This window comes from Gardnerella sp. DNF01157, from assembly GCF_049244225.1.
In the GTDB taxonomy this organism is placed as follows: Bacteria; Actinomycetota; Actinomycetes; order Actinomycetales; family Bifidobacteriaceae; genus Bifidobacterium; species Bifidobacterium leopoldii.
In genome coordinates this window covers 598368-621544 of sequence record NZ_CP058388.1, presented here as the reverse complement: position 1 = coordinate 621544, position 23177 = coordinate 598368, and the positions used below count along the sequence as shown (strand labels likewise).

Below are 23177 nucleotides of genomic sequence, written 5' to 3'. Positions count from 1 at the left end.
GTATAGATTAATACGATTCTTGTTTTTCGCAAAACTTACACGCCAAAATATCTTAAGAAATATTTCAAAAAATATGCTTTAAAATAAAAATTATTTAGCAAATTTGTTGATTTTATATGAAAAAAGCCGCATAAGAACTGACTTATGCGGCTTAAAATTTTAAACTATTTTATAAGTTATGAATTATAAGTTAATTAGTAATCAAATACATTAACTTATTTTATAACTTACTTTTCTTCTGCAGCTGGAGCGGCAGCAGGAGCAGCATCAGCAGCAGCATCAGCAGCTGGAGCAGCAGCTTCGGCTGTAGCAGCATCTTCAGGAACAGTGACGCTCACCACGGATTCTTCGCCATCCATATCGAGCTCAACACCCTGAGGAAGCTTGACATCCTTAGCAAACACCTTGGTACCGTCGGTCAAACCATCAACGTTAACAACCAAACGCTCTGGCAAGTTAGCAACGTCTGCGCGAACCTTGAGCTCCTGGACATCCACGAATGCAACTGCAGCACCCTTTGGAGTGCCTTCAACGAAGACTGGAACTTCAACGTCAATCTTTTCGCCAGCCTTAACTTCGTAGAAGTCAATGTGTTCTACAATGCGCTTAACAGGGTTACGCTGAACATCCTTAACAACTGCAATGCGAGATTCCTCGCCAAACTTAATAGTGAACAAAGCATTAGCGTGACGCAAAGCCAAAGTGGTCTCGCGCATTGGAAGAGTAACATGCACTGGTTCAGCACCGCCAGCATAAAGGCTTGCTGGAATCAGCTTAGCTACGCGCAAACGACGAGCAACACCCTTACCAAACTCAGTGCGCAATTCGCCTTCAAGAGTAATTTTTGTAGCCATATCGGTCTCCTTATGGTCTGGATAGTTTAGTTTGTTAATCCAGCTTCAGGCGCACCGACGCGCCGAAAACCATAAGAGGCTATCAGCCCAGTCGATAACGGAACTCTGCCAACAAACTAATCACAAGCTAGTGGCATATTCCCTCGCCAAAGCAACTTTGCTATTCTAACGACAGGCTACGACTTATAGCAAATACAAAATTATTACTAATCAAATCGAATATAACTGCTACTTGAGCATACAAACGATTATTATAGTTAATAGTATGTAAGTGCATAGCATGATACTATGATGTGCGCTTAATCCGCAAGCCGTTTGGCATAATGAAGGAGCAAATGTGTCCGTTTTTAATGCACTCCAACAGCAAGCGTTTAATCTTGCCCGTAAAGCATTGCGTATTGGCAGTAACTTCGCGCACCCAGTCAGCGATGACCGTGCAGGCGGACCAGACTACCTTAATACGGATCAAGAAAACACAAATACTTTACTTTCACAAAAACAACGCCTTCCACACGTAGAAGAGTGGGGTGCGCAAATGCCAACAACGACGTTTATCGATCCGGAAACAGGCTTGCTGACCACAAAAACCGAAAGCGCAGCACCTCTTGACGATGGCACAAGCATTTATGACTTATACGCAGATCGCGCAGCACGTATGGGCGACGATCCTCTTTACACTTATAAAGAAAACGATAAGTGGGTCACAAAAACAGCTAATCAGTTCCTTCAAGAAGTACGCGATGCCGCAAAAGGTTTGATGCACTACGGATTGCGCAAAGGCGACGCTGTTGCTTTTATGTGCAAAACATCATACGAGTGGGATGTAACAGACGCAGCAGTTATGGCTTGCGGCGGTGTTCTTGCAACTATTTATGACACGGATTCAGCTGAGCAAATTCGCAATATTGTGAATAATTCCGACTCGCGTTTCCTTATTGTTGAAACAACTGACATGCGAGATAAAGCTGATGGAGCTATTGAAGAATGCCCAAGTTTGGAACGCATTATTTGCATTGAAACAGGCGGTTTAGCAGAACTTCAAGCTTTCGGATACGCTGTTAGCGATGAGGAACTAGATGCTCGCATTGATTCTGTAAAGAAAACAGACTTGTGCTCTATTGTTTACACTTCTGGCTCCACAGCTGCACCTAAAGGTGTGGAAATGACTCACGAACACTATTGCACTACAGCGTTGAATTTGCCTGTTTACTTGCCGAATTTGCTTAGCGAAAAAGACGGCTCTGTGCTTCTGTTCCTTCCTCAAGCACACTCTTTTGCAAGAGCAATTAACTATATTGTTGTTGCAAGTACGTTGCGCATTTATATTGCTCAAGGTATTCCTACTTTGATTTCCGATTTGCAAGTTGCAAAACCTACGGTTATGATTGTTGTCCCTCGAGTTCTTGAGAAGGTTTATAACGCAGCTTCGCAGAAGGCTGGTCACGGTGCTAAAGGCTTGGCTTTCCAGGGTGCTGTTGTGACAGCACAGCAGTATATGAAGGAAGTTCAGGAATTTGGTGACGCTAAGGCTCTTACTAAAGCTCGCCGCACTGCTTACGATCCGCTTGTTTATCGTCCACTTCGCCAAGCTCTTGGCGGTCGCGCACGCTGGATTGTTGCAGGTGGAGCTCCTCTAGATCCTGAATTGCTTTCATTCTTCCGCGGAGCAGGAGTTCCTGTCTACGAAGGTTATGGTCTTACAGAAACTACTGCACCATGCGCGTTTACTCCTATTGGAGTTCCATTCCGAGAAGGTTCTGTTGGCATTGCATTCCCAGCTTTTACTTTGCGAATCGCATCCGACGGCGAAGTTCAAATTAAAGGCACTTGCGTATTCCATAAGTATCACAAAAACGATGAAGCAACAGAAACTTCATTTACTAAAGACGGATGGTACGCAACAGGCGATTTGGGACGAATTGACGACGATGGCATGCTTTATATTACCGGACGTAAGAAGGATTTGATTATTACTGCTGGCGGTAAGAATGTTGCTCCTGGACCTATTGAAGAGATGATTAAGAGATGCGAACTTGTGTCTCAGGCTCTCGTTCTTGGAGATAAGCGTCCGTTTATTTCTGCACTTGTTACTTTAGACGAAGAAACTTTACGAAATTGGCTTAAACTCAAGGGTCTTGACGCTACTATGAGCATGGAAGAGGCTGCTAATAATGCTGTCGTTCGTGCTGAAGTGCAAAAATTTATAGATCTTGCCAATGAAGGCGTGTCACGCGCAGAATCTGTGCGAAAGTTCATTATTTTGCCAGAAGAGTTTACGCAAGAAAACGGCTTAATGACTGCGTCTATGAAGATTATTCGTCCACGAGTTATTAAGCGCTACACTACTTTACTTAATACACAAATGTATACGACGCGCAAAAAGTAGTTTGTTTAAATTAACTCAGCTGAACGCACACAATTTACCCCGTATTTGGAAAGTTAATATATTTAACTCTACAAATGCGGGGTAAATTGCATAAAAAATACACATTTAAAATGTTTCACATACTTATTAAAATTATGCGTGCAAGGGAATTTTTCCTACAAGAAAGAGAACAATTATGAATAAAAACAAAACTATAAAATCTGAAAGAAAAGTTTATTCAAATACTTTTTCTAAGAAACTTACTGCCGCAAGCGTAGCGGTAATTTTAACTGGGGCTTCTATCTCAATGTTTGCAGTTACTGCCAATAGTGCATATGCAAACGAAACTGATTTAAAACAACCTACTGTTCTCATTCCTAACAATAAAGTCACTTACAATGTAGCATCAGCTCCACTAACAAAAGGCGCAACAACTTCACAAAGCAGTGTAGAAAAGACTGCCGCAGGTCTTTTTAGATTTGCAATGAACGATCCTTCTCTTACTGCGGCACAGCGCGAAGATGCTCGCAAAGCTTACGAAACTTTGACCAGACAATTAAATAAGCCAAGCTGGTACGACTCAAAGGTGACTTTAGGAAAAGGAGATATTTACCCAGATTCTCTTTCTCGCTTAAGCAAAGCAATATCTTATATGCAAGCAATTAATGCTTATCGCCAAAGCATAGGATTAAGTCCTATGGGCGTAAGCCTCCAATTAACCGCTGATGCAATTAACGATGCATTCTATTCTGCAAACTACATCGGTCATGCTCGTCACTATAATACTTATGAAAATTTGGCTTGGGCTGATTACGGCGATGGTTCATACACCGGTGGCACAACACCTGAAACAATGACTGGCGCAATGAAGCAGTGGATTACAGACGAAAAGAAAGTTTACGACGAATACAAGTCACGTGGACAAGAGGCTCCAGAAGGCGAAGTTGGTCACTATTTGAACTTCATTAACGGCTCACTTGGTTCAATGGGATTCACTACTGGAAACATTAGTAATGAGTACGGTAGCATTGCAGCATGGGATGCTTCAACAGAAAGCGCTCCTTTCACAATCGAACAATACAAACAACTTATTGACAGGTACATCAATGGTAATGGTGGATCTTCCAGCCAAACACCAACACCGTCAGTTCCTGATCACACCGTGCCGTCAGTTCCTGACCACACCGTGCCGTCAGATCCTGAAGTAGATCATACTGTTACACCAGATGTTATGCCAAATATCAATATTCCAGAAGAATATCCAAGCTTTAGCCATTCCGATTACAATATTGGTGTAGGAGATATCAATTCTTCTAACTTCGGCTTAGGAGACTTCAACTTCGGCTTAGGCAACACCACCGACTTCGGCGGAACCAACATCGGAGACTTCAACTTCGGCTTAGGCAACACCACCGACTTCGGCGGAACCAACATCGGAGACTTCAACTTCGGCTTAGGCAACACCACCGACTTCAGCGGAACCAACATCGGAGACTTCAACTTCGGCTTAGGCAACACCACCGACTTCAGCGGAACCAACATCGGAGACTTCAACTTCGGCTTAGGCAACACCACCGACTTCAGCGGAACCAACATCGGAGACTTCAACTTCGGCTTAGGCAACACCACCGACTTCAGCGGAACCAACATCGGAGACTTCAACTTCGGCTTAGGCAACACCACCGACTTCAGCGGAACCAACATCGGAGACTTCAACTTCGGCTTAGACAACACCACCGACTTCAGCGGAACCAACATCGGAGACTTCAACTTCGGCTTAGACAACACCACCGACTTCAGCGGAACCAACATCGGAGACTTCAACTTCGGCTTAGGCAACACCACCGACTTCAGCGGAACCAACATCGGAGACTTCAACTTCGGCTTAGGCAACACCACCGACTTCAGCGGAACCAACATCGGAGACTCTAGCTTGGGAGACTTCAACTTCGGAGACTTAAACGGCTCCAACGCTTCAACTACTTTACCTGCATCTAGCACTACGGATACCCCTGTAGTTGATCCTGACACACTTCTGTAAGAAGCTGAAATCTAATTAACAAACAAAAATGAAGTGACGCAGCGGCATTCACCGTTGCGTCACTTTTTATTACAACTTATTTGCAAAGAATTGTGTTTTCAACTTGAGTAAGGTTACTCTCATAATCACTTCCACAGAAACCATTATTACTTATAAGTAGATTGTCACAAAATAAGTAAAATATGCTCTACTAGAACCCCAAACGCTCAAGCTTCTTAGGATCGCTCTGCCATCCTTTTGCAACCTTCACATGCAATTCAAGTACAGCTTTTGTACCAGTAATGCGATTTACAGCCGTGCGCAAACGCTTCTTTACGCGCACTAAATGCTCCGCACGATGGCCAATAATAATCGGCTTTTGAGAATCACGCTCAACATAAACAGATACAAGCACATGCGCTTTATTGTCGTCGTATTGAGTATCTTCGCCACCACCCGGATACACAATATCGTCAACTACAACAGCTAATGAATGAGGCAACTCGTCGTCCAACTCTTCCAAAAATGCGCCGCGAATAAGCTCCGAAATCATGCTTTCTGGGCTTTCCTCACTAAGCTGATCCGCCGGATACATTTGCGGACCTTCCGGCAAGTTTTGAATCAAAACATTCTTAACTTCGTCAACATTGTCGCGTTCCAACGCACTAACCGGCACGATATCCGTAAAATCAGCAAACTGCTGAATTTGAAGCAAATGCTCAACTAATTCACTGCGACTAAGCGTATCGATTTTCGTAACAATACCGATAAGCGGAACTTTCCAAGTCCAATTGCCCTTCTCATCTTTTTTAGCAAAATCAGAACGAAGTCGACTCAGAATTCGCCTATCTCCAGGTCCTATCTCCTGGTCTGCTGGAAGCAAGAATGCAATCGCGTCAACATCTGAAAGTGACTCGTCAACAATATCATTCAAACGCTGACCAAGAAGCGTACGAGGACGGTGAATACCAGGCGTATCAACCAACACCATTTGTGCATTATCGGTAGTAACAATCCCTCGAATAGCTTTACGCGTAGTTTCCGGACGAGACGACGCAATAGCAATTTGCGTACCAATAAGAGCATTCATAAGCGTAGACTTACCAACGTTTGGTCTACCAACTACAGCTACGAAACCGGAACGATAACCGTGAAAATCAGGAGTAGAAATCGTTGCGCGAGTTGAAGCGTCTAGATTTGCAAACATCTCGTCGTCGAAGTCATCAGTGTCGTCGAAGTTGTTAATATTATTCACGTTATTCTTACCGTCCAGTTCTTTATTTCAGCATATTCGTTTGTTTCATAGTACTAGCTTGCTTCAAAGCATTGGTTTGTTTGCTTTCAGCAGATTTTTCGGAAGAGCTAATGTCATTTTGATTATCCTTAGAATCCTTAGACTCTTCCAAAACTTGTGCATCTCGTTCTACTAAAATAGTAGATACTTTCTTTCGCCTACCAGCTGAATCTACAGCAGTTAATTTTAGTCCTCTTGTAACAGCGCTGGAACCAACAATCGGCACATTACCAATCAACTTCGTAAGCAAACCAAACACAGTATCCACATCGTCTTCGTCAATATGAACTTCAAAAATATCTTCCAAATCTGCGATTGACGTTCGAGCAGGCATCTTCCACACGCCGTCACGTATTTCTTCTGGATCTGCATGCTGAGTGCGATCGTGCTCATCTTCCAACTCGCCAACAATTTGCTCAATAGCATCCTCAATAGTAACCAAGCCTGCAATACCGCCGTATTCGTCAACCACTACTGCCACATGCTGGCGAATTCGTTGCATTTCATGGAATAAATCGTCAACCGGCTTCGACTCAGGAACAAGCATAGGGTCTCGGCTAATTGTTTCAACTGCTCTAGAAGATGCTGCAGGATTAAACACAGTAGCGCGTACAGCATCCTTCAAATAAGCAACACCTACTAAATCATCTACAGAATCTCCAATAACGGGAACTCGAGAAAATCCTGAACGAGAGCATAATTTAAGGAAATTTTCCAGCGTTTCGTCACTTTTTACGCAAATCATATCGGTTCTAGGTACCATTATTTCGCGAGTCAAAGTATCTGAAAGCGTGAGCACATTGCGCATCATTTCCGAAACTTCCGGATCGAAATCATTCGCTTCAACAAGTCGATCAATACTCGCCTTTGCTTGATCTAGCTGAATATCTTCCAAAGCTTCATCATCTGAAAGATCAACATGCTTTTTCCTAGAAGTGACGTCAACATCGCTAGCAATATGCACTAAAGGATTAATCGCAATAGCAATAGACACAATGCGAGAAAGTCGCATCAACTTTGCTACAGGTTGAGCCGCACCAACTGAACGTGGACGAACAAGAATAGAAATCACAGCTACAGCTACTGAAACAACAACACCAATAATAAGAGTTACCCATAAAGGCGAGCCGAAAAATGCAGCTAAAGAAGCAAACAAAACTCCATCTAAAACGTTACATAGCACACGCACAAAAGCGCATGCTCCAGAAGTTGTATAACGGTCAGCAATCAGTTTTTTTACACGATGGATTCTAGCAATTCGACGCATACGCACTATGGCACTAGTTTCATCATCATGCGTTTGCGCTTCAATCATAAGATTATTTAAGCTTGCACGAGTAACTCTAGGCACTGCCCCTTCTGCAGCAGCCATAGCAAGCGAAAGCCATACAAGCAGCATTGCCAGCACAAGCAATGCAGCTAAGCCAATCCAGATATGCAACGGCAATTGCGGAACTGATATGCTAGAAAATATTTGCTTAATATATTCCATAATTATGCTCTTAATGCGCTTTAATGCTGTTTTTTATTTTTATTTTTGACGCTACTCGCTTCATGCTCAGCATCGTAACGCTCAAGCTCGTTTACTGCACCTTCTGGCAAAGTTGCATCATACAATTCTCCAGATCGAGCAGCGAAAAAAGTAAGCATTAGTTGACGTTGCAAACCAAACATTTGCTTTTCTTCTTCCGGAGTAGTGTGATCGTAGCCAAGCAAATGCAAAATGCCGTGAATAGTTAGCAACAACATTTCTTCCATAGTACTATGCCCAGCTGCGAGCGCCTGCTGTTGAGCAACCCATGGGCAAATCACCAAGTCGCCAAGCATTCCTTCAGAAACTTTTTCATCGCTTCCAGGAGTAAGCTCGTCCATTGGGAAACTCATAACATCCGTTGGGCCTTCTAGGTTCATCCAACGTTCATGCAAACAGGCAATTGGCTCTGGATCAACAAAAGTAATCGATAAATCCGAATGCGTACTTACTCTCATTTGTTGAAGAACCCACATTCCAAGATCTGAGAAGATTTTAGCGTCAATATTCCACACTGTTTCATTCATGACTTCAACGCTCATGATTTATCCGTTATTCCTCTCAGTAGATTCTTTAGTACGTTCACGTTTTTTACGCTCAAGCATTGCATCATAATTTTCGTATGCTTCCACAATACGACCAACCAAAGCATGACGCACAACGTCTTCTGCTTGCAAATGCACAAAAGCAATATCTTTAACTTCGCCCAAAATCTTCTCAATAGAAACAAGACCAGAACGCACAACTGCTAAATCAACCTGCGTGCTATCTCCTGTAATCACCATGGTTGTATTAAAACCAAGTCGAGTTAGGAACATTTTTAATTGCTGAACAGTCGCATTTTGCGCTTCATCAAGAATAACAAAAGCATCGTTTAATGTGCGACCTCGCATATAAGCAAGAGGAGCAACTTCAACAACATTCTCGTCAAGATAGCGTTTTAGTTGTGCAGATCCAAGCATATCAGAAAGCGCATCATAGAGTGGGCGCAAATATGGATCAACTTTATCGTTTAAAGTGCCAGGCAAGAATCCTAAGTTTTCACCAGCTTCAACAGCAGGACGAGTAAGAACAATTCTGCGAACTCTTCCATCTTCCAATGCACGAACAGCTTTAGCAACTGCTAAATACGTTTTTCCAGTACCAGCAGGACCAATTCCAAACGTTACAATATTGCAATCCATTGCTTGCACGTACGCTGTTTGCCCAGCAGTTTTTGCGCGAACAGGATTTCCTCCAGCAAACGTGATCACGCCTTTACTCATTCGAGCTCTTCTGCTCATAGCACGGCGATGCGCTTCTTCGCTAGAAGGCAACAGCTCACTTGAATCTCTTGAAAACTCATTTTCAGCGCGCGAAACAGGATTATTAATTGCATAGGATGAAGAAATAATACTATTTCCAAGCACTCCACCATCATGACCGATACGGTTTATGCGCACATTGTGCTCATCGTTATGCAAAATATCACGCTCAAGCATGCGTCTTACTTCGTATGCATCCATAGGTTGTTCGTAAGCTGCATCAATCATGCGCCTAAACGCATACTCAGCTTTAGCTGCATCTTCATCTGCTCTAGCTGAACGAGCAACAATTTGAACATCTTTGCCTCGCACAGTAATATCTGCTTCTGGAAAAGCATGTTCCACCTCACGCAAACCAGCATCTGCAGCACCTAAAACTGCAACCGAGCTTAATTCGCTAGGAATTTGCACAAAACGCGTAGTACTTTTCGTCACGATTTACAAGCTACCTTCTACAAGTTTTTCGCCAGTTAATACATGAGCATGAACATGAAACACTGTTTGACCAGCATCAATACCAGTATTAAATACGAGTCGATAATCACCGTTGAATTCATCATCAGCAATTTTTTGTGCGACACCAGCAATATGGGCCAAAGTTTCAGGAGCTTTACTAGCAAGCTCAGCAACATTCTTATAGTGATTGCGTGGCACAATCAGCACATGCACTTTTGCTTGAGGATTAATATCTTTAAAAGCAACTACCGAATCGTCTTCATAAACTCTGCTGCTCGGTATTTCTCCAGCAACAATTTTACAAAAAATGCAATCAGCATCAGTATTGTAAGTGATATCACTCATGGTTTCTCCCCTATTTGCTACTAAATGAAATCAATGCCTTAAGCCAAAAGCAATCGACACTCTTCTTATTATTTTACACAATTATGAGCACTTTTAGATACGATTTATGCGATTATTCGTAACGTCCTAAAACACGCGAAAGAAGAGAAAGAGCTACAGGTCCTGCAGTAGATGCACGAAGAATATTGCTACCTAAAACGCAGCTTTTAGCACCAGCATCAATAAACATTGACACTTCATCGTCACTAATACCACCTTCTGGTCCAACTAAAACGTAAATAGTGCGCTCTTTACCATCCTCCAAACAGCGCTCGCTAAGAGTATTTACTGCTTGTTCTATTTGATTCCAGCAATCAGTTGCGTCTTGATGCAATACGATTACGAGATTTCCGTAAACGCACGCACGCCTACATATTGCAACTATTTGCTTGCTCGAAACACATTCTTGAAGTTCAGGCATCCATGCACGACGAGATTGCTCTGTGGCAGACTGTAAAACTTGGCTCCAACGCTTATCTGTGCGACCAGGTTTCCACTTTGCAATTGAACGATCCGCGCACCAAGGGATTACTTCATCCACGCCAATTTGCGTAGCCATATCAATTGCTTGCTCATCGTGCCCTGTTTTTGCCAAAGCTTGAACAAGTGCAAGTCTAGTCATTCGCGGAGCTTCCCTAGTAAACGCTTCTACACGAACTAAGCCATTTTCAACATCCGTCACCTTTGCATGAATGCGCAAGCCTTTGCCGTCAGAAAGTTGCAAAGCATCGCCTTCTAATAGTCGCATGGCAGATATAGCGTGACGTTTTACTTGAGATGGAAGCGCAATCGTCCACCCTTCTTCGATTCCTTCTGCAAGCACAGGAGCATTATCGTGATCAGTATCAAGCAAAAATAAAGCGTCAGTCATAGTTCAAGCCTAACGTGAGGATGCGCCAAGTACTAAAAAATGTTTCTGTGCAAGTATTGTGGCAAACTAGAACAGTACGTATTGGAGGTTTGCAATGAGTAATGAGCTTGGTGATAACACTGCGCTTGTTACTTTGCGTATTTCACGCTTTACTCCATGTAATAAATCTGAAGATGATGCAAACAGTAAACAGACAGAGCGCAAGCGCAGAGAAAGTCCTTTTGCGCGCAGAAAGCGCAGTAATCCTTTCGCAAAACTAGATTCTTCAGAAAATAACATAAATAATTCTTCCGAATCTAGTGAATCCAGAATATCTAGTGAATCCGGTGAATCTTACGAATCTTCTCCAAAACGAATTCAAGGTAAGCATTGGGTTCAAGATTACAGTTTACGCGTTCATTCTACTGACACTATTCTTGACTGTTTACTGACTATTAAACGCACAATCGACCCAACTTTAGCTTTCCGCTACTCATGCGGTCACGGCGTTTGCGGTTCCGACGCTGCAAACGTAAATGGCATGCCAACCTTACTATGCAGTGCAACTATTGGTGCAAACGCACGTCTTGAAAGCACAAATAGCGTGCAATCTCGAGGCTTTAGAAAAACTGGCACTACTAGCAGCTCCTCACAGTCGACAAAATCGCCAACTTTACAGCAAAAATCTAAAGAGACTACCACTTTGCAAAATGGCACTTTTGGTGTTATTGAGCTTGCTCCACTTTCAGGATTTGCAGTTCAACGAGATCTTATTTGCGATATTTCGCCTATGATTTCGCAAATAAAACGCTTAGAACCTTATTTGCAAGCATCTAACGTTTCTACGAGGAATACTGAAGGGAAACTCCAGCTTATTGAGTTTCTGCAACATCCTGAGGAACTTAAAAAATTTGAACTTTTGAGCAATTGCATTATGTGCGGTGCTTGCGAAGGAATTTGCCCAATTTACGCAGGCGGAGAAGCCTTTATTGGGCCTGCAGCATTAGTTAACGCGGCTCGTTTTATTTACGATTCCAGAGACAACGCAACAGAGCATCGCCTTGATCTAATAGACAGCAGTGACGGTATTAGCGCATGCCAGTCAGTTAGAGCATGTTCAAGACAGTGCCCTCGCGGAATTGATATTGGCGAAGAAATTTGGCAGCTTACAACGCTTGTAAACGAGCGCAAAAACTCTTAGATTATTCAATTCCAGATGCTATGCGCACTGCCTCTATTGGGTCGTCTGTAACAGCAAACAAGTGCGGATCGAGTGAAGAAATAAAACCTCGTTGAGTTACTGTAGACTTCAGCCAGTCAATCAAACCATTCCAATACGAAGTACCGAAAAGAACAACAGGCACGCGCGCAACTTTATGCGTTTGCACTAAAGTCAAAGCTTCAAACATTTCATCCATCGTGCCAAAACCGCCAGGGCACACAATAATTCCAGAAGAATACTTCATAAACATTGTTTTACGCACGAAAAAATACCGAAATTGCATGCCAAGATTAATCCACTTATTCAAACCCTGCTCATGAGGAAGCTCAATCCCCAATCCTACAGACGTACCACCAGCTTCTGCAGCTCCACGGTTTGCAGCTTCCATAATTCCAGGACCGCCACCTGTAATAACAGCAAAACCGCGTTTTACAAGCTCTGAACCCATAGTACGAGCTAAAGAATACTCAGGATCATCTTCTTTTATTCGAGCAGAACCAAAAATACTAACAGCTTTACCTAACGATGCGAGCGCGTCAAAACCATCAACAAACTCAGCTTGAATACGAAGCGCACGCCATGGATCCGCGCTACGCCAATCCCATCTCTTATCTACTTCTACACCAACTCCAGAAGCAAGCTGCTGATTGTTATCGTTACGAAGAAGCGTCTCTGTAGTGCTCTCCTTAGGAATCATAGAACCGCGCATCACAACAGAACCACGATGATACGTGTTATTCCAAGGTGGAACATCTACTGAAAAATCTTCTTTATTACTATTAAACATGATTTCTCCTAGAAATTTACTTTCAAATATATTGAAAATAATAATTAAAACTAGTCTTCAACTTCATCTAATTCTTCTTCCATATGCTTTGCTTGCATAGAAAGTAAGAAGCCAGAAACTCCTGCAGCAATAATAGAAGCAACAAGAACGCCAAAACGTGCTTCAGCAGACAGATCTGCGTCAGAATACGCAAGCGAGGCAATAAGAAGAGAAACAGTGAAACCAATTCCACACGCACATGCTGTAGGCATTAAGTCTACTACGCGAAGACCATCAGGAACTTTCAAACCTAGAACACGCTTTGATATCCAAGCAGTTGCCATAATTCCAACAGGTTTACCAACAACAAGAGCAATAGTGATGGCAATCAAAATTGGCGAGAAGAACAACTCCCAAGTCAATGTTTCAAAATGCACTCCTGTAGCGAAAAGAGCGAAAATTGGAAGAGCCAATAACGCAGAAACAGGCTGAATTTTTTCACGATAGCGTTCAGCCCGAAGCGTTTTTTCACCATGAACTAAATGCGCCGGAGTTAGCAAACCCACCATTACTCCAGCTAAAGTTGGATGCACGCCAGCTTCATACATCATAATCCAAGCCATAATTCCTACTATTGCAACCAACGGCCATGGAACACGCTTCAAACGCACTAAAGTAGTCCAAACCAAACCGCAAGCAATTACTCCAGCAAACCAATACCATGCGTTAAGAGACGAGAAGAAGACAGCAATAAGTGCTATTCCAAGCAAATCGTCTACTGTAGCAAGAGTCATAAGAAATGCGCGCAAAGCGTGTGGCAAAGTTTTTGCAAATAAAGCAAGAACAGCAAGAGAGAAAGCTATATCCGTTGCTGTAGGTATTGCCCACCCGTCACGAACCATATCAAGCGAAGGTAAAGCGCCAGAAGTAAGACGCATAATCTCCTGCCCAGCATGCAATTCAGAAAATACAGTTACTGTAGCAACAAACAGCAAAGGAGGCACAATCATTCCACCAACAGCACAAATCATTGGCATTGCAGCTGCGCGAGGGTCAGAAAGCGAACCAGCAATAAGCTCATGTTTTAAATCTAAACCAACCGAAAGGAAGAAAATAGTAAGCACGCCATCTTGTACCCAGTGACCAATCGACATGTGTATATTCGTCCACGGAATGCCTACATGAGTATGCGATACGGCTTCAAATATTGGTGCGGTTAAAGGAATATTTGCAAGCAATAAGCCGGTAAGAGCGAAACCAAGCATAATTAAGCCAGAAATTCGCTCATTATTTGCTATCTTGCGTGCTACTCTCCAACTGCGTCGTATCATATTGTAAATATTTCCTCCACTAAATGCATTTATAACGTTTATAACGTTTTATAGTGCAAAATATGTGATTCGCACTTTTAAGTATAACTGAGAGGCATAAACCGAGCGAGTTGTATTCGAATTAAAAAAAAACGCGGAGCAAAAGCTTCGCGTTTTGTCTGTGCGCCAGACAGGATTCGAACCTGCAACCTTCTGATCCGTAGTCAGATGCTCTAATCCGTTGGGCTACTGGCGCATGTCCCCAGTCTCAAGAACCATGTCCTTGTTTCCGGCAACTTGACTAATATACAACCATCCGCACTAAAACACAAACCCCGGCGTGTCGACCGGGGTTTGTTGTTAAGAAATGCAAGAATTGATAAATACTCGCTAAGTTGTAAAAATTGAATTATGCTCTGCGCTCAAGCACTTCGTCAACCATTCCATAAGCTTTAGCTTCTGGAGCAGTCAAAATAGTATCCACTTCAATATCTTTACGGATGCGCTCAATATCTTGACCAGTATGCTTTGCAAGAGTTGATTCTAACCAAGAACGCAAACGCAACATTTCCTTAGCTTGAAGCTCAATTTCAGTAGCTTTACCAAAATCTTGACCCATTGCAGGCTGATGGATAAGCACACGAGCATTTGGCAAAATCATGCGCTTACCAGCAGCTCCAGCAGCAAGAATAATAGCAGCAGCAGAAGCAGCCTGACCTAAGCAAACAGTTTGAACATCTGGATTAATGTATTGCATTGTGTCATAAATCGCAGTCATAGCAGTCATCGAACCGCCAGGTGAATTAATGTACATCATCACATCGCGATCAGAATCCATGCTTTCTAAAACAAGCAACTGAGCCATAATGTCGTCAGCAGAAGTGTCATCTACTTGCACACCCATGAAAATAATGCGATCTTCAAACAGCTTAGTGTAAGGATCTTGCGTTTTCATGCCATATGGAGTTTGCTCGCCAAATTGAGGCAACACGTAACGATTAGTAATGCGCTGAGCAGAAGTAACGCCGCCAAAACCAGCTAAACGCTCAGCACGCGCAACAAACTTTGCTTCTTCACTTGCCATAATTACTCCTCACCGCGCATAGAAGCAGGAGTGGTCACAATTTTATCTACGAAACCATACTCCAAAGCTTGCTGAGCTGTAAACCAGTGATCGTATTCGTTATCTCGGTAAATTTCCTCTACCGTATGACCAGTCTGCTTTGCAGTCAATTCAGAAAGCGTTTTTTTCATATCCATAATAAGCTCTGCGTTAATTCGCACATCCGTAGCAGTGCCACCGACACCGCCAGAAGGTTGATGCATAAGCACACGAGCATGTGAGGTAATATAACGCTTACCAGGAGTGCCAGAACTAAGCAAGAACTGACCCATAGATGCAGCCATGCCAACAGCAATAGTTGCAACATCTGGCTCAATTAATTGCATAGTATCGTAAATTGCCATACCAGCAGTAATTGAACCTCCAGGCGAATTAATATACAACCAAATATCCTTCTTAGGATCTTCCGCAGCAAGCATTAACATTTGCGCGCAAATAACATTGGCATTCTCGTCTTTTACTTCAGATCCCAACCAAATAATGCGATCTTTTAGCAACCGATTAAAAATAGAATCAGTTGATGTAGGCGCTTCAGCCTGTTCCATCACAGGAGAAGCTGTAAAAAGCTCAGTCACTATATCTCCTTGTTACCACGTAATTATTTCTACACTACCTTGTGCGCATGACCGCATAGAAAATATTGCGAATATGATTTGAATTGAATGTTTTACGCCAAATTTCTAAAATTTTATTCATATCAACAGATGTAATTTTTACTTATTACCTCACGTTAGTATGCATTATTGAGTATATTTTTATTGGATTATCAATTCATTATAAGGAGTAATTATGGATCCTAACCAATTGCCAGACAACAACTACTCGCCTGCTCCGATGCCAAATAACGAGTATCCAAATAATGGTTACCAAAATAATACATACCCAAATAATGTAAATCCAAATAACGGATACCCAAACAATGGTTATGGAAACAATGGGTACCAGAACAACGGATACCCAAATAACGGATACCAGAACAACAATTACCCTAATAATGTAAATCCAAATAATGGTTACCAACCAAACTTATATCAGAATAATCAACAACCAGTCAACAACTATCCTGCAAACGCTTATCCAAATGCAACAAATACAAGTGCTCATAAGTCAAAATACATTTGGCTTATTGTTGTCATAGTAGTAGCAATAGTTGCAGTAGGTGGCTACGTAATTTCAACTAATCTTAAACCGCATTACAATTGCGCTGCACCAAAAAGCGCAAATATTGAAGAATACGTACATTGCCATCCAGAAGAAGCTAAAAAACTCACTAATGGATTTAATGATGCCACTAGCAGCTCACCATTCAACATAACGTTTGACACTAAAGGTGATCAGCTCAATATAAATGCAAAGTTCAAAAGGCACCTATCTGATTTAGAAATTACAGCGTTAAAGACTGGAATGCAAACATACGGCGATAGCCTCTCGAACTTGATGCCACAATCAGCATCGGATGAAATGAAAGAAAAAATTATTGCACCAATACGCATACATTTCTCCTTCTCAAACGATGATGGAACTTTTATCGCAGATAAAGAATTCAGTTCTAATAATTAATTAAAAAATAACTAAAATAACCAACATAACTAAAAAATATTTACTAATAACAAATGCGCCTTTGCTAATACTGAACTAGCATAGGCGCATTTATTTTGCACATATTGTATTTTCCATACTAAAAATTCAAACATTATTTGCGCATAAAAATTTTTGGTATTATCGCTATGCTTCTAGATACAGCACAAGAAACAGCCATCGGAATAATCATAATCATAGGCACATTCACTAATTGCGCTACCAAAAAAAGCGCAAACCACAATGACTTTCGGCTTGCAGTTAGCAGACTTGCAGCGCCAAAAATAGCAGCTATTATCAATAATTTTGGCTGACTTGATAACATGCCACCAACAACTGGAATGTTCATACTTATAAAACCTACGATCAGCCCTACGCAAGCCCCAGACGACATACTCGGCTGAAGCACACCACCACTTGCGCCAGCTCGAAGAGTGCAACTTGTTAAAATTATTTTTGCAACAAATAGTAGAAGCAAAGTTACCAAAGAGTTTTTGTCAATTGCAATACTTGTTTTTGCAATATTATATGCGTATTGTGCTAAAGCTCTGCCATTGCCCATAATTGCTGGATTCCACGATGCAACTAATCCCGTTACTAAGCCCATTAATGGCAAAAAATATAAGATTTGGTAATTGTGAGCACACTTAGAGCGAGCCCAACGAATCATCTTATGGAAAAGAATACCCACAATACCGCAAGCAATGCCAACTATAATTGCAAGCAGCAACACAGTAGTGTTGACAATATGGATGTCATTAAGACTTGGCAAACAATAGTAAGGTTCATCCCCAAGCACAAAAATAGTAGTCAATGATGCAATTTCACTTATACATAACGCAATAGCAAAAATACCAAATTTTTGTATAAGCCAATACCATTTCAAACGCTTTAAAGAAGATTTCGATTCGTGAGAAAAACGTGGAATTGCAACCAAACCTAGTGCCATAATCGCACCCGCTATTGGAGCGCGATAAACTCCAGCTAAACCAGCACCAGCAGCACTTGCAACCAAAACGCGAGCTTGAAATTCACTGACTCGAATAAAGCAGAGTAACTTCTGAGTAAGCATTGCAGCCAATTCTCGAGGCGCAACTTCTCTACCTAAACTTGCGCCAGAAGCAACTATAAAAATTTGTAAACATACATGGATAATCGTCGTATTAAATGGCATCGATTGGCCACTAACAGCATGAGCTATATCGACAATACGATTAGAAGATTTTGTCCATAACCACATCCAAATAATTGCAGCAACAGACATCACAATTAATACAACAGCAACATAATGCAATACTGGCAATCCAACTGGCGAAGGTTTAAGAGCAGATTCTGAAAATCCGAACATTACATTTTGCACAGCATGTAGTAACAGAGTTAATAATACTGCACCAACTCCAGCCATAACTGCAACAAAAAAAGCAATAAGACTTAATCGTAAACATGTAAAAACATAGTTCAAACACTTACCAGGTTTTTTACTGTCTACCATTTGCAAATTGCGTTTTTCCATTAGCAGCAGCCTTCCTTATGTTATTTGTTTTTCATTTTATTTGTTTTTCACTTTCTTTAAAGTATAACAACAACACAAAAACCCAGAGCAAAAGCCCTGGGTTTTTAGCAAATATGAGAAAGTATAAACTTTTTTTCTTGCTTGAAAAATACTACTTAGAAAGTTCGTCAGCAACTTCTGCAGCAGCAGAAGCAGCCTTCACGCTTTCGTCTTCGTCATCATCCTCAGACAAGAATGCACTCAAGTCAAGAGCTTCTCCGCCGGAAACGAACTTTACAGCACGCATACCAGCAAGCAAGCCCTTAGAACGAGCAACTTCCTGCACAGCGGAACCAAGCTGACCGTTGTTAACGATTGCGTTAATGAACTGGTTTGGATCCATGCCGTACTGCTGAGCAACAGAAACCAAGAAGTTGGTGACGTCAGCCTGGGAAACAGTCACATCCATCTGTTCAGCCAAAGCGTCAAGAACCATCTGGTCGCGAAGTTCCTTCTCAGCAGCCTGCTGAGCTTCGTCCTTCTGCTTCTTGGTAGCTTTTTCAGGATCAGGGGTCATGCCCTTCAAATGCTCTGAAACAGCCTTGTCCAAAACGCCCTTTGGCACAGGAATTTCAACTTCTTCCTGAAGCTTAACAAGGAATGCGTCACGGGCATTAGTTGCCTGACGACCTTCAGCAGCCTGCTCGCAAGCCTTGCGAATATCTGCCTTCAAATCCTTCAAAGTATCAAACTCAGAAGCTTCCTGAGCAAAATCATCATCAAGCTCTGGCAATTCCTGAGTCTTTACGGAATTAACCTTAACCTTGATCTGAGCCTTCTCGCCCTTATGCTTACCGGACTCGAGAGTACCCTCAAAGGTGGTTTCTTCACCGGCAGAAAGGCTATCCAAAGCCTCATCCAAACCGTCAAGCAACACACCGGAACCGATTTCGTAGCTTACGCCCTCTTGCGCATCAACTACTTCGTCATCGATACGAGCTTCCAAATCAATGTTAGTGTAATCACCCTTAGCTGCAGGACGGTCAACACCAACCAAAGTAGCAAAACGCTGACGGAGGCTTTCCAAGCGCTCCTTGACATCCTTGTCGGAAACCTTTGGCTTCTCAACTTCAATCTCAACGCCCTTGAACTTGTTCAACTTGAAATCTGGACGACGCTCAACTGTTGCTACAAACTTAAGACTTGCATCTGCATCAGTCGACGTTGGAACTTCCTGAACGTCAAATTCTGGCTGATCCATTGGGCGAATCTTCTTTTCTTCCAAAGCCTTAGAATAAAGCTCTGGTACAGCGGAATTTACGGCTTCGCCGGCAACAGCTGCGAAACCGACGCGCTGATCTACAATCTTGCCTGGCACATGTCCCTTACGGAAACCTGGCACGTTAATTTGCTTAGCAATCTCCTTACGAGCTTCTTCCAAGAATGGTTTGAAGTCTTCGAGATCTGCGGTAATGGTGAGCTTAACTTTAGTTGGCTCAAGATTCCTGACGCTGATTTTCACGCTTGCGCTCCTGAAATTACGTTTTTTCTAGCTTCTGCCGTATGGCACAACCGTTACATGATAGCGCGAGTTACGGACTCAGCTACCAATCGGGTTTGCCATTCGCGAGCACCATGCTCACTTAAGAATGTTTTAACATCAATATCTTGCGCATCATCACGCCAGCAAAGATTACGAATAATCTGTGGTTTGATAATAATTTCTGCAGGAGTATGAGTGTATTCAGAAATTTGATTTAACTCAGCTTTTACTCTTTGTAAACGCTCATAACGCTTAGGGTGATGTTCTCGCCAATATTTCATAGATCTAGGAGCGCTTTGGGAATCTTGCATATCCTGTAAATACTGCGAATCTGATAAATCATGGCAATCCTGACAATCGTTAGAACCTTGTGACTCGTCAGTATCTGTTGATTTAAGTACGCTCGTTTTACGAGATTCGCGCGAATTAAGTTGAATAGCTCCATTCGGTAATACTGGATGCACATCATCCATAGCTGTTTCACCAGATTTAGCGCGCAAAATAGCATTCTCTATAACGTTTTTCCAAATAGATGGTTTAATTTTGCGCTGAATTGGAGCGTAACGCTCGAACATTTTGTCTTGCTCACTGCCAGTGTGTACTCGCACTCGCTCATTCAAAGAACGAATAGCACGAAACGCGCGCGCATTACTAGGTTTACGCTTACCAGCTTCAATAATCGCAGCATCAGAAAGTAGCAGAGTTGGCGCAATATCATATTCACGCGCTAAAGCATCTCGCTTTTGCCACAATGCTTTCGCAATAACTAAACCAACACGATCGTGCATAAGCACACTTATATGCGATATTTTAAGCCATGGACGCGGATGCGGAGCTTTCTTTTGTGCACCCTTATTAAGTAAGTATTTAAATTCTTCTTCCGCCCAGGAAAGCTTACCTTGCTTTTTTAGCTCGCCACGCATTACTTCTTCTAATTCGATTAGCAATTCAACGTCTAAAGCCGCGTAATTTCGCCAATCTCTAGGAAGTGGGCGGTAAGACCAATCCGCTGCAGAATGTTCTTTTGCGAGCGTCAAACCCAAATAATATTCGGTTACAGAACTTAAACCAAAGCGCTTTCTTCCAAGTAATTTAGCTGCAATCTCGGTATCGAATAAAGCACGAGGACGCAAACCAATATCGAAAAATCCTGGCAAATCTTGCATCGAATCGTGAATAATCCAAGGCGCATCTCCTACAGCCTTGTTAAATTCGTTCCAATCAGCTCCAAGTTTTGTAAGTTCTATTGGATCCAGTAACCCTATTCCTGCACCTTTGCGTTTAAACTGAATCAACCAATCTTCATGACCATATCTAAAACCGGAAGCTCGCTCAGCATCTGCAGCTAAAGAACCGGAACCTGCTGCCAATAAGCTACAATATTCTTTATATGCTTCAAGCGTATCAATGACTTCTGGAACTCCTTCCCTAGGCTCTTTTAAAAGCTTTGGTTCCTCGAACAAGTACGCCTCCCGATTTGAATGCTTTAGTCAAATTCTTACGTTTTTTGCAACTTATTCTGTACTTTTTGCAAAATATTGCGCAAGATATATTTAAGCCGTGTTAAAGATTATGCATCTTGTAACACGGCTTCAACTTTCGCACACAACTACGACTATTCAAAAAATAAATAATCAATTAAATAATCAATCTGTTTTATTGTTTGATCTTATTGAGTTATGCTCTTAACAAGCTTGGTTTTAAGGAATCTAGTAAGAGTAAATGCGACTGCCGAAACTAAAACTGTTGGGATAACGTAGACAGTATGTAAACCTAAATCTCTTATTGGGAAAGTGGCAAGTTCTGTAGCAATGGTTATAGCAATAGATATTATTGGCACTTCAATAAGAAGTTTCTTATCGAAAGCCGCAACGATATTTATCGGCAACAAAATTATCGGCAAAACAATTAAAATAATAAGCGCTGTGCCAAAGCCAAACTGATCGTTACACCGTGCAAAAATAGCTAACGCTAATGCAAAAGCTAATGCAATCCAACAACCTATTCTGCGCTTCATTGCGTATCCTTTCTCTAAAAAGGGTGTTTGTGTAATTATACAAAAATCCTTCAAAAAAAAAACAATACAATACGCAAAAATTGCCTAAAACGCATCGAGGTTCAGTCTAGTACACAACAAAACCGTGGTCTTTGAACTGGTTTACAACTCGCTCTTTTAGTGCCCTAGAAGGTCCTTTTTGATTCTCAAGAGGGTACGGTATTCGAAGCTCATGCCACTTTGGGCGACCTAGTTGATGGAAGCCAAGCACGTCAATATGCTCAACAGCATCCCCAAACGAATCGCAAATCTCAGCAACTTTTTCAACGTTTTCTTCGCTGTCAGTCAAACCTGGAACAAGCACAAAACGCACCCAAATCTTCTTACCAGCCTTTGCCAAGCGCTGACCAAAGTCAATAGTTGGCTGAAGCAAGCCGCCAGTTACTTTTTTATACGTTTCTTCAGTTCCTGATTTAACGTCAAGAAGGCAAAGATCAATGTCTTCAATCATTTCGTCCGTGTAATTACGATTCAAAAATCCCGAAGTATCTAAGCAAGTATGCACGCCCATTTCTTTTGCAGCACGAAAAACTCTAGATACAAAAGCTGGTTGCATCATGGACTCGCCGCCAGAAAAAGTGATTCCGCCGCCTGTTGCCTTAAAAAGACTTTGATAACGGTCAACTTTTTTAATCATCGCATCTAAGTAGACTGGCTTGCCGTCGCGCATTTTCCAAGTATCAGGATTTTGGCAGTACTGGCAGCGAAGCGGGCAACCGCTCATAAACACTGTCATACGAGTTCCCGGGCCATCAACAGAAGTGTTAATATCCCACGAATGCACAAACCCAATATCGCCTGTTTTAAGAGCAACAAGGCGATCTTTTCGATCTAGCCCAATTGGGGATTCAAAGCCGGAAAGTCCACCCATTAAAGTTTGACGAGCATACTCTTTTGACTCTTTGAGCATATGCTGAGTAGTAGTACGAAACGCTGTGTTTTCAGCCATCTAACTGCCCTCCAAACTATTTATAAATAAATAATAAATAATATACTCAATTAACAAAAGCCGGGAGCGAAACTAGCCTC

Annotated in this window: 19 protein-coding genes, 1 tRNA gene and 1 pseudogene; 4 read left to right on the top strand and 17 right to left on the bottom strand. The window is 42.1% G+C overall.

Annotated elements, in window-relative coordinates:
* Positions 1-227: 227 nt before the first annotated feature.
* Positions 228-854: a 50S ribosomal protein L25/general stress protein Ctc gene (locus HXT38_RS02245; RefSeq protein WP_004106514.1), complete on the bottom strand. Its 627-nt coding sequence runs from the start codon at positions 852-854 to the stop codon at positions 228-230.
* Positions 855-1191: 337 nt separating this feature from the next.
* On the opposite strand from HXT38_RS02245, the gene HXT38_RS02240 reads away from it, so the two are divergent.
* A complete protein-coding gene (locus HXT38_RS02240; RefSeq protein WP_004106511.1) occupies positions 1192-3240 on the top strand; it encodes an AMP-dependent synthetase/ligase in 2049 nt (682 codons plus the stop codon).
* A gap of 175 nt (positions 3241-3415) precedes the next feature.
* On the top strand, positions 3416-5260 hold the full coding sequence (locus HXT38_RS02235; protein ID WP_421791987.1) for a CAP domain-containing protein: 1845 nt from the start codon (positions 3416-3418) through the stop codon (positions 5258-5260).
* Between the two features lie 190 nt (positions 5261-5450).
* Here the strand turns inward: HXT38_RS02235 and era are convergent, their stop codons facing one another.
* From era to HXT38_RS02205, 6 genes are all read right to left on the bottom strand, one after another.
* Complete coding sequence (gene era / locus HXT38_RS02230; RefSeq protein ID WP_004119093.1) at positions 5451-6446, bottom strand: GTPase Era; 996 nt, start codon at positions 6444-6446, stop codon at positions 5451-5453.
* A 70-nt stretch (positions 6447-6516) separates the two neighbouring features.
* Complete coding sequence (locus tag HXT38_RS02225) at positions 6517-8025, bottom strand: hemolysin family protein (RefSeq protein ID WP_004106315.1); 1509 nt, start codon at positions 8023-8025, stop codon at positions 6517-6519.
* A 20-nt stretch (positions 8026-8045) separates the two neighbouring features.
* The gene (ybeY, locus tag HXT38_RS02220; protein WP_421791986.1) at positions 8046-8606 is read right to left on the bottom strand and encodes an rRNA maturation RNase YbeY; all 561 of its coding nucleotides are present in this window, start codon (positions 8604-8606) and stop codon (positions 8046-8048) included.
* A gap of 3 nt (positions 8607-8609) precedes the next feature.
* On the bottom strand, positions 8610-9803 hold the full coding sequence (locus tag HXT38_RS02215) for a PhoH family protein (RefSeq protein ID WP_174163857.1): 1194 nt from the start codon (positions 9801-9803) through the stop codon (positions 8610-8612).
* Between the two features lie 3 nt (positions 9804-9806).
* Positions 9807-10169 carry a histidine triad nucleotide-binding protein gene (locus HXT38_RS02210; RefSeq protein ID WP_004106318.1) on the bottom strand — a complete coding sequence of 121 codons (363 nt, stop codon included), beginning with the start codon at positions 10167-10169 and terminating at the stop codon, positions 9807-9809.
* Positions 10170-10281: 112 nt separating this feature from the next.
* The gene (locus HXT38_RS02205) at positions 10282-11079 is read right to left on the bottom strand and encodes a 16S rRNA (uracil(1498)-N(3))-methyltransferase (protein ID WP_004106319.1); all 798 of its coding nucleotides are present in this window, start codon (positions 11077-11079) and stop codon (positions 10282-10284) included.
* Positions 11080-11173: 94 nt separating this feature from the next.
* Here HXT38_RS02205 and HXT38_RS02200 point away from each other — a divergent pair, with 94 nt between their 5' ends.
* Complete coding sequence (locus HXT38_RS02200) at positions 11174-12259, top strand: succinate dehydrogenase/fumarate reductase iron-sulfur subunit (protein ID WP_421791985.1); 1086 nt, start codon at positions 11174-11176, stop codon at positions 12257-12259.
* 1 nt (position 12260) lies between these two features.
* On the opposite strand, the gene HXT38_RS02195 is transcribed toward HXT38_RS02200, so the two are convergent.
* The 5 genes and pseudogenes from HXT38_RS02195 to HXT38_RS02175 form a co-directional block, all read right to left on the bottom strand.
* Positions 12261-13067, bottom strand: coding sequence for a TIGR00730 family Rossman fold protein (locus tag HXT38_RS02195; protein ID WP_004119089.1), 807 nt, complete (start codon positions 13065-13067; stop codon positions 12261-12263).
* Positions 13068-13138: 71 nt separating this feature from the next.
* A pseudogene (locus HXT38_RS02190) lies at positions 13139-14377 on the bottom strand (Na+/H+ antiporter NhaA); the annotation flags it as partial.
* Positions 14378-14538: 161 nt separating this feature from the next.
* Positions 14539-14612 (bottom strand) — tRNA-Arg (locus HXT38_RS02185).
* A 153-nt stretch (positions 14613-14765) separates the two neighbouring features.
* Positions 14766-15440 (bottom strand): ATP-dependent Clp protease proteolytic subunit, encoded by a 675-nt coding sequence (locus HXT38_RS02180; protein ID WP_004106323.1) that lies wholly within the window; start codon positions 15438-15440, stop codon positions 14766-14768.
* 2 nt (positions 15441-15442) lie between these two features.
* Positions 15443-16054, bottom strand: coding sequence for an ATP-dependent Clp protease proteolytic subunit (locus HXT38_RS02175; RefSeq protein ID WP_004106325.1), 612 nt, complete (start codon positions 16052-16054; stop codon positions 15443-15445).
* 214 nt (positions 16055-16268) lie between these two features.
* On the opposite strand from HXT38_RS02175, the gene HXT38_RS02170 reads away from it, so the two are divergent.
* Positions 16269-17039 (top strand): hypothetical protein, encoded by a 771-nt coding sequence (locus tag HXT38_RS02170; RefSeq protein ID WP_064340609.1) that lies wholly within the window; start codon positions 16269-16271, stop codon positions 17037-17039.
* A gap of 133 nt (positions 17040-17172) precedes the next feature.
* Here the strand turns inward: HXT38_RS02170 and HXT38_RS02165 are convergent, their stop codons facing one another.
* From HXT38_RS02165 to pflA, 5 genes are all read right to left on the bottom strand, one after another.
* Entirely contained in the window at positions 17173-18570 is a 1398-nt protein-coding gene (locus tag HXT38_RS02165; RefSeq protein WP_421776968.1) for a chloride channel protein, read from the bottom strand.
* 151 nt (positions 18571-18721) lie between these two features.
* Complete coding sequence (gene tig, locus HXT38_RS02160; protein WP_012914242.1) at positions 18722-20071, bottom strand: trigger factor; 1350 nt, start codon at positions 20069-20071, stop codon at positions 18722-18724.
* Positions 20072-20124: 53 nt separating this feature from the next.
* Positions 20125-21555: an HRDC domain-containing protein gene (locus tag HXT38_RS02155; protein WP_421776971.1), complete on the bottom strand. Its 1431-nt coding sequence runs from the start codon at positions 21553-21555 to the stop codon at positions 20125-20127.
* A gap of 206 nt (positions 21556-21761) precedes the next feature.
* On the bottom strand, positions 21762-22109 hold the full coding sequence (locus HXT38_RS02150) for a hypothetical protein (RefSeq protein ID WP_004106331.1): 348 nt from the start codon (positions 22107-22109) through the stop codon (positions 21762-21764).
* A gap of 106 nt (positions 22110-22215) precedes the next feature.
* Entirely contained in the window at positions 22216-23097 is an 882-nt protein-coding gene (gene pflA, locus HXT38_RS02145; RefSeq protein ID WP_004106335.1) for a pyruvate formate-lyase-activating protein, read from the bottom strand.
* Positions 23098-23177: the final 80 nt, after the last annotated feature.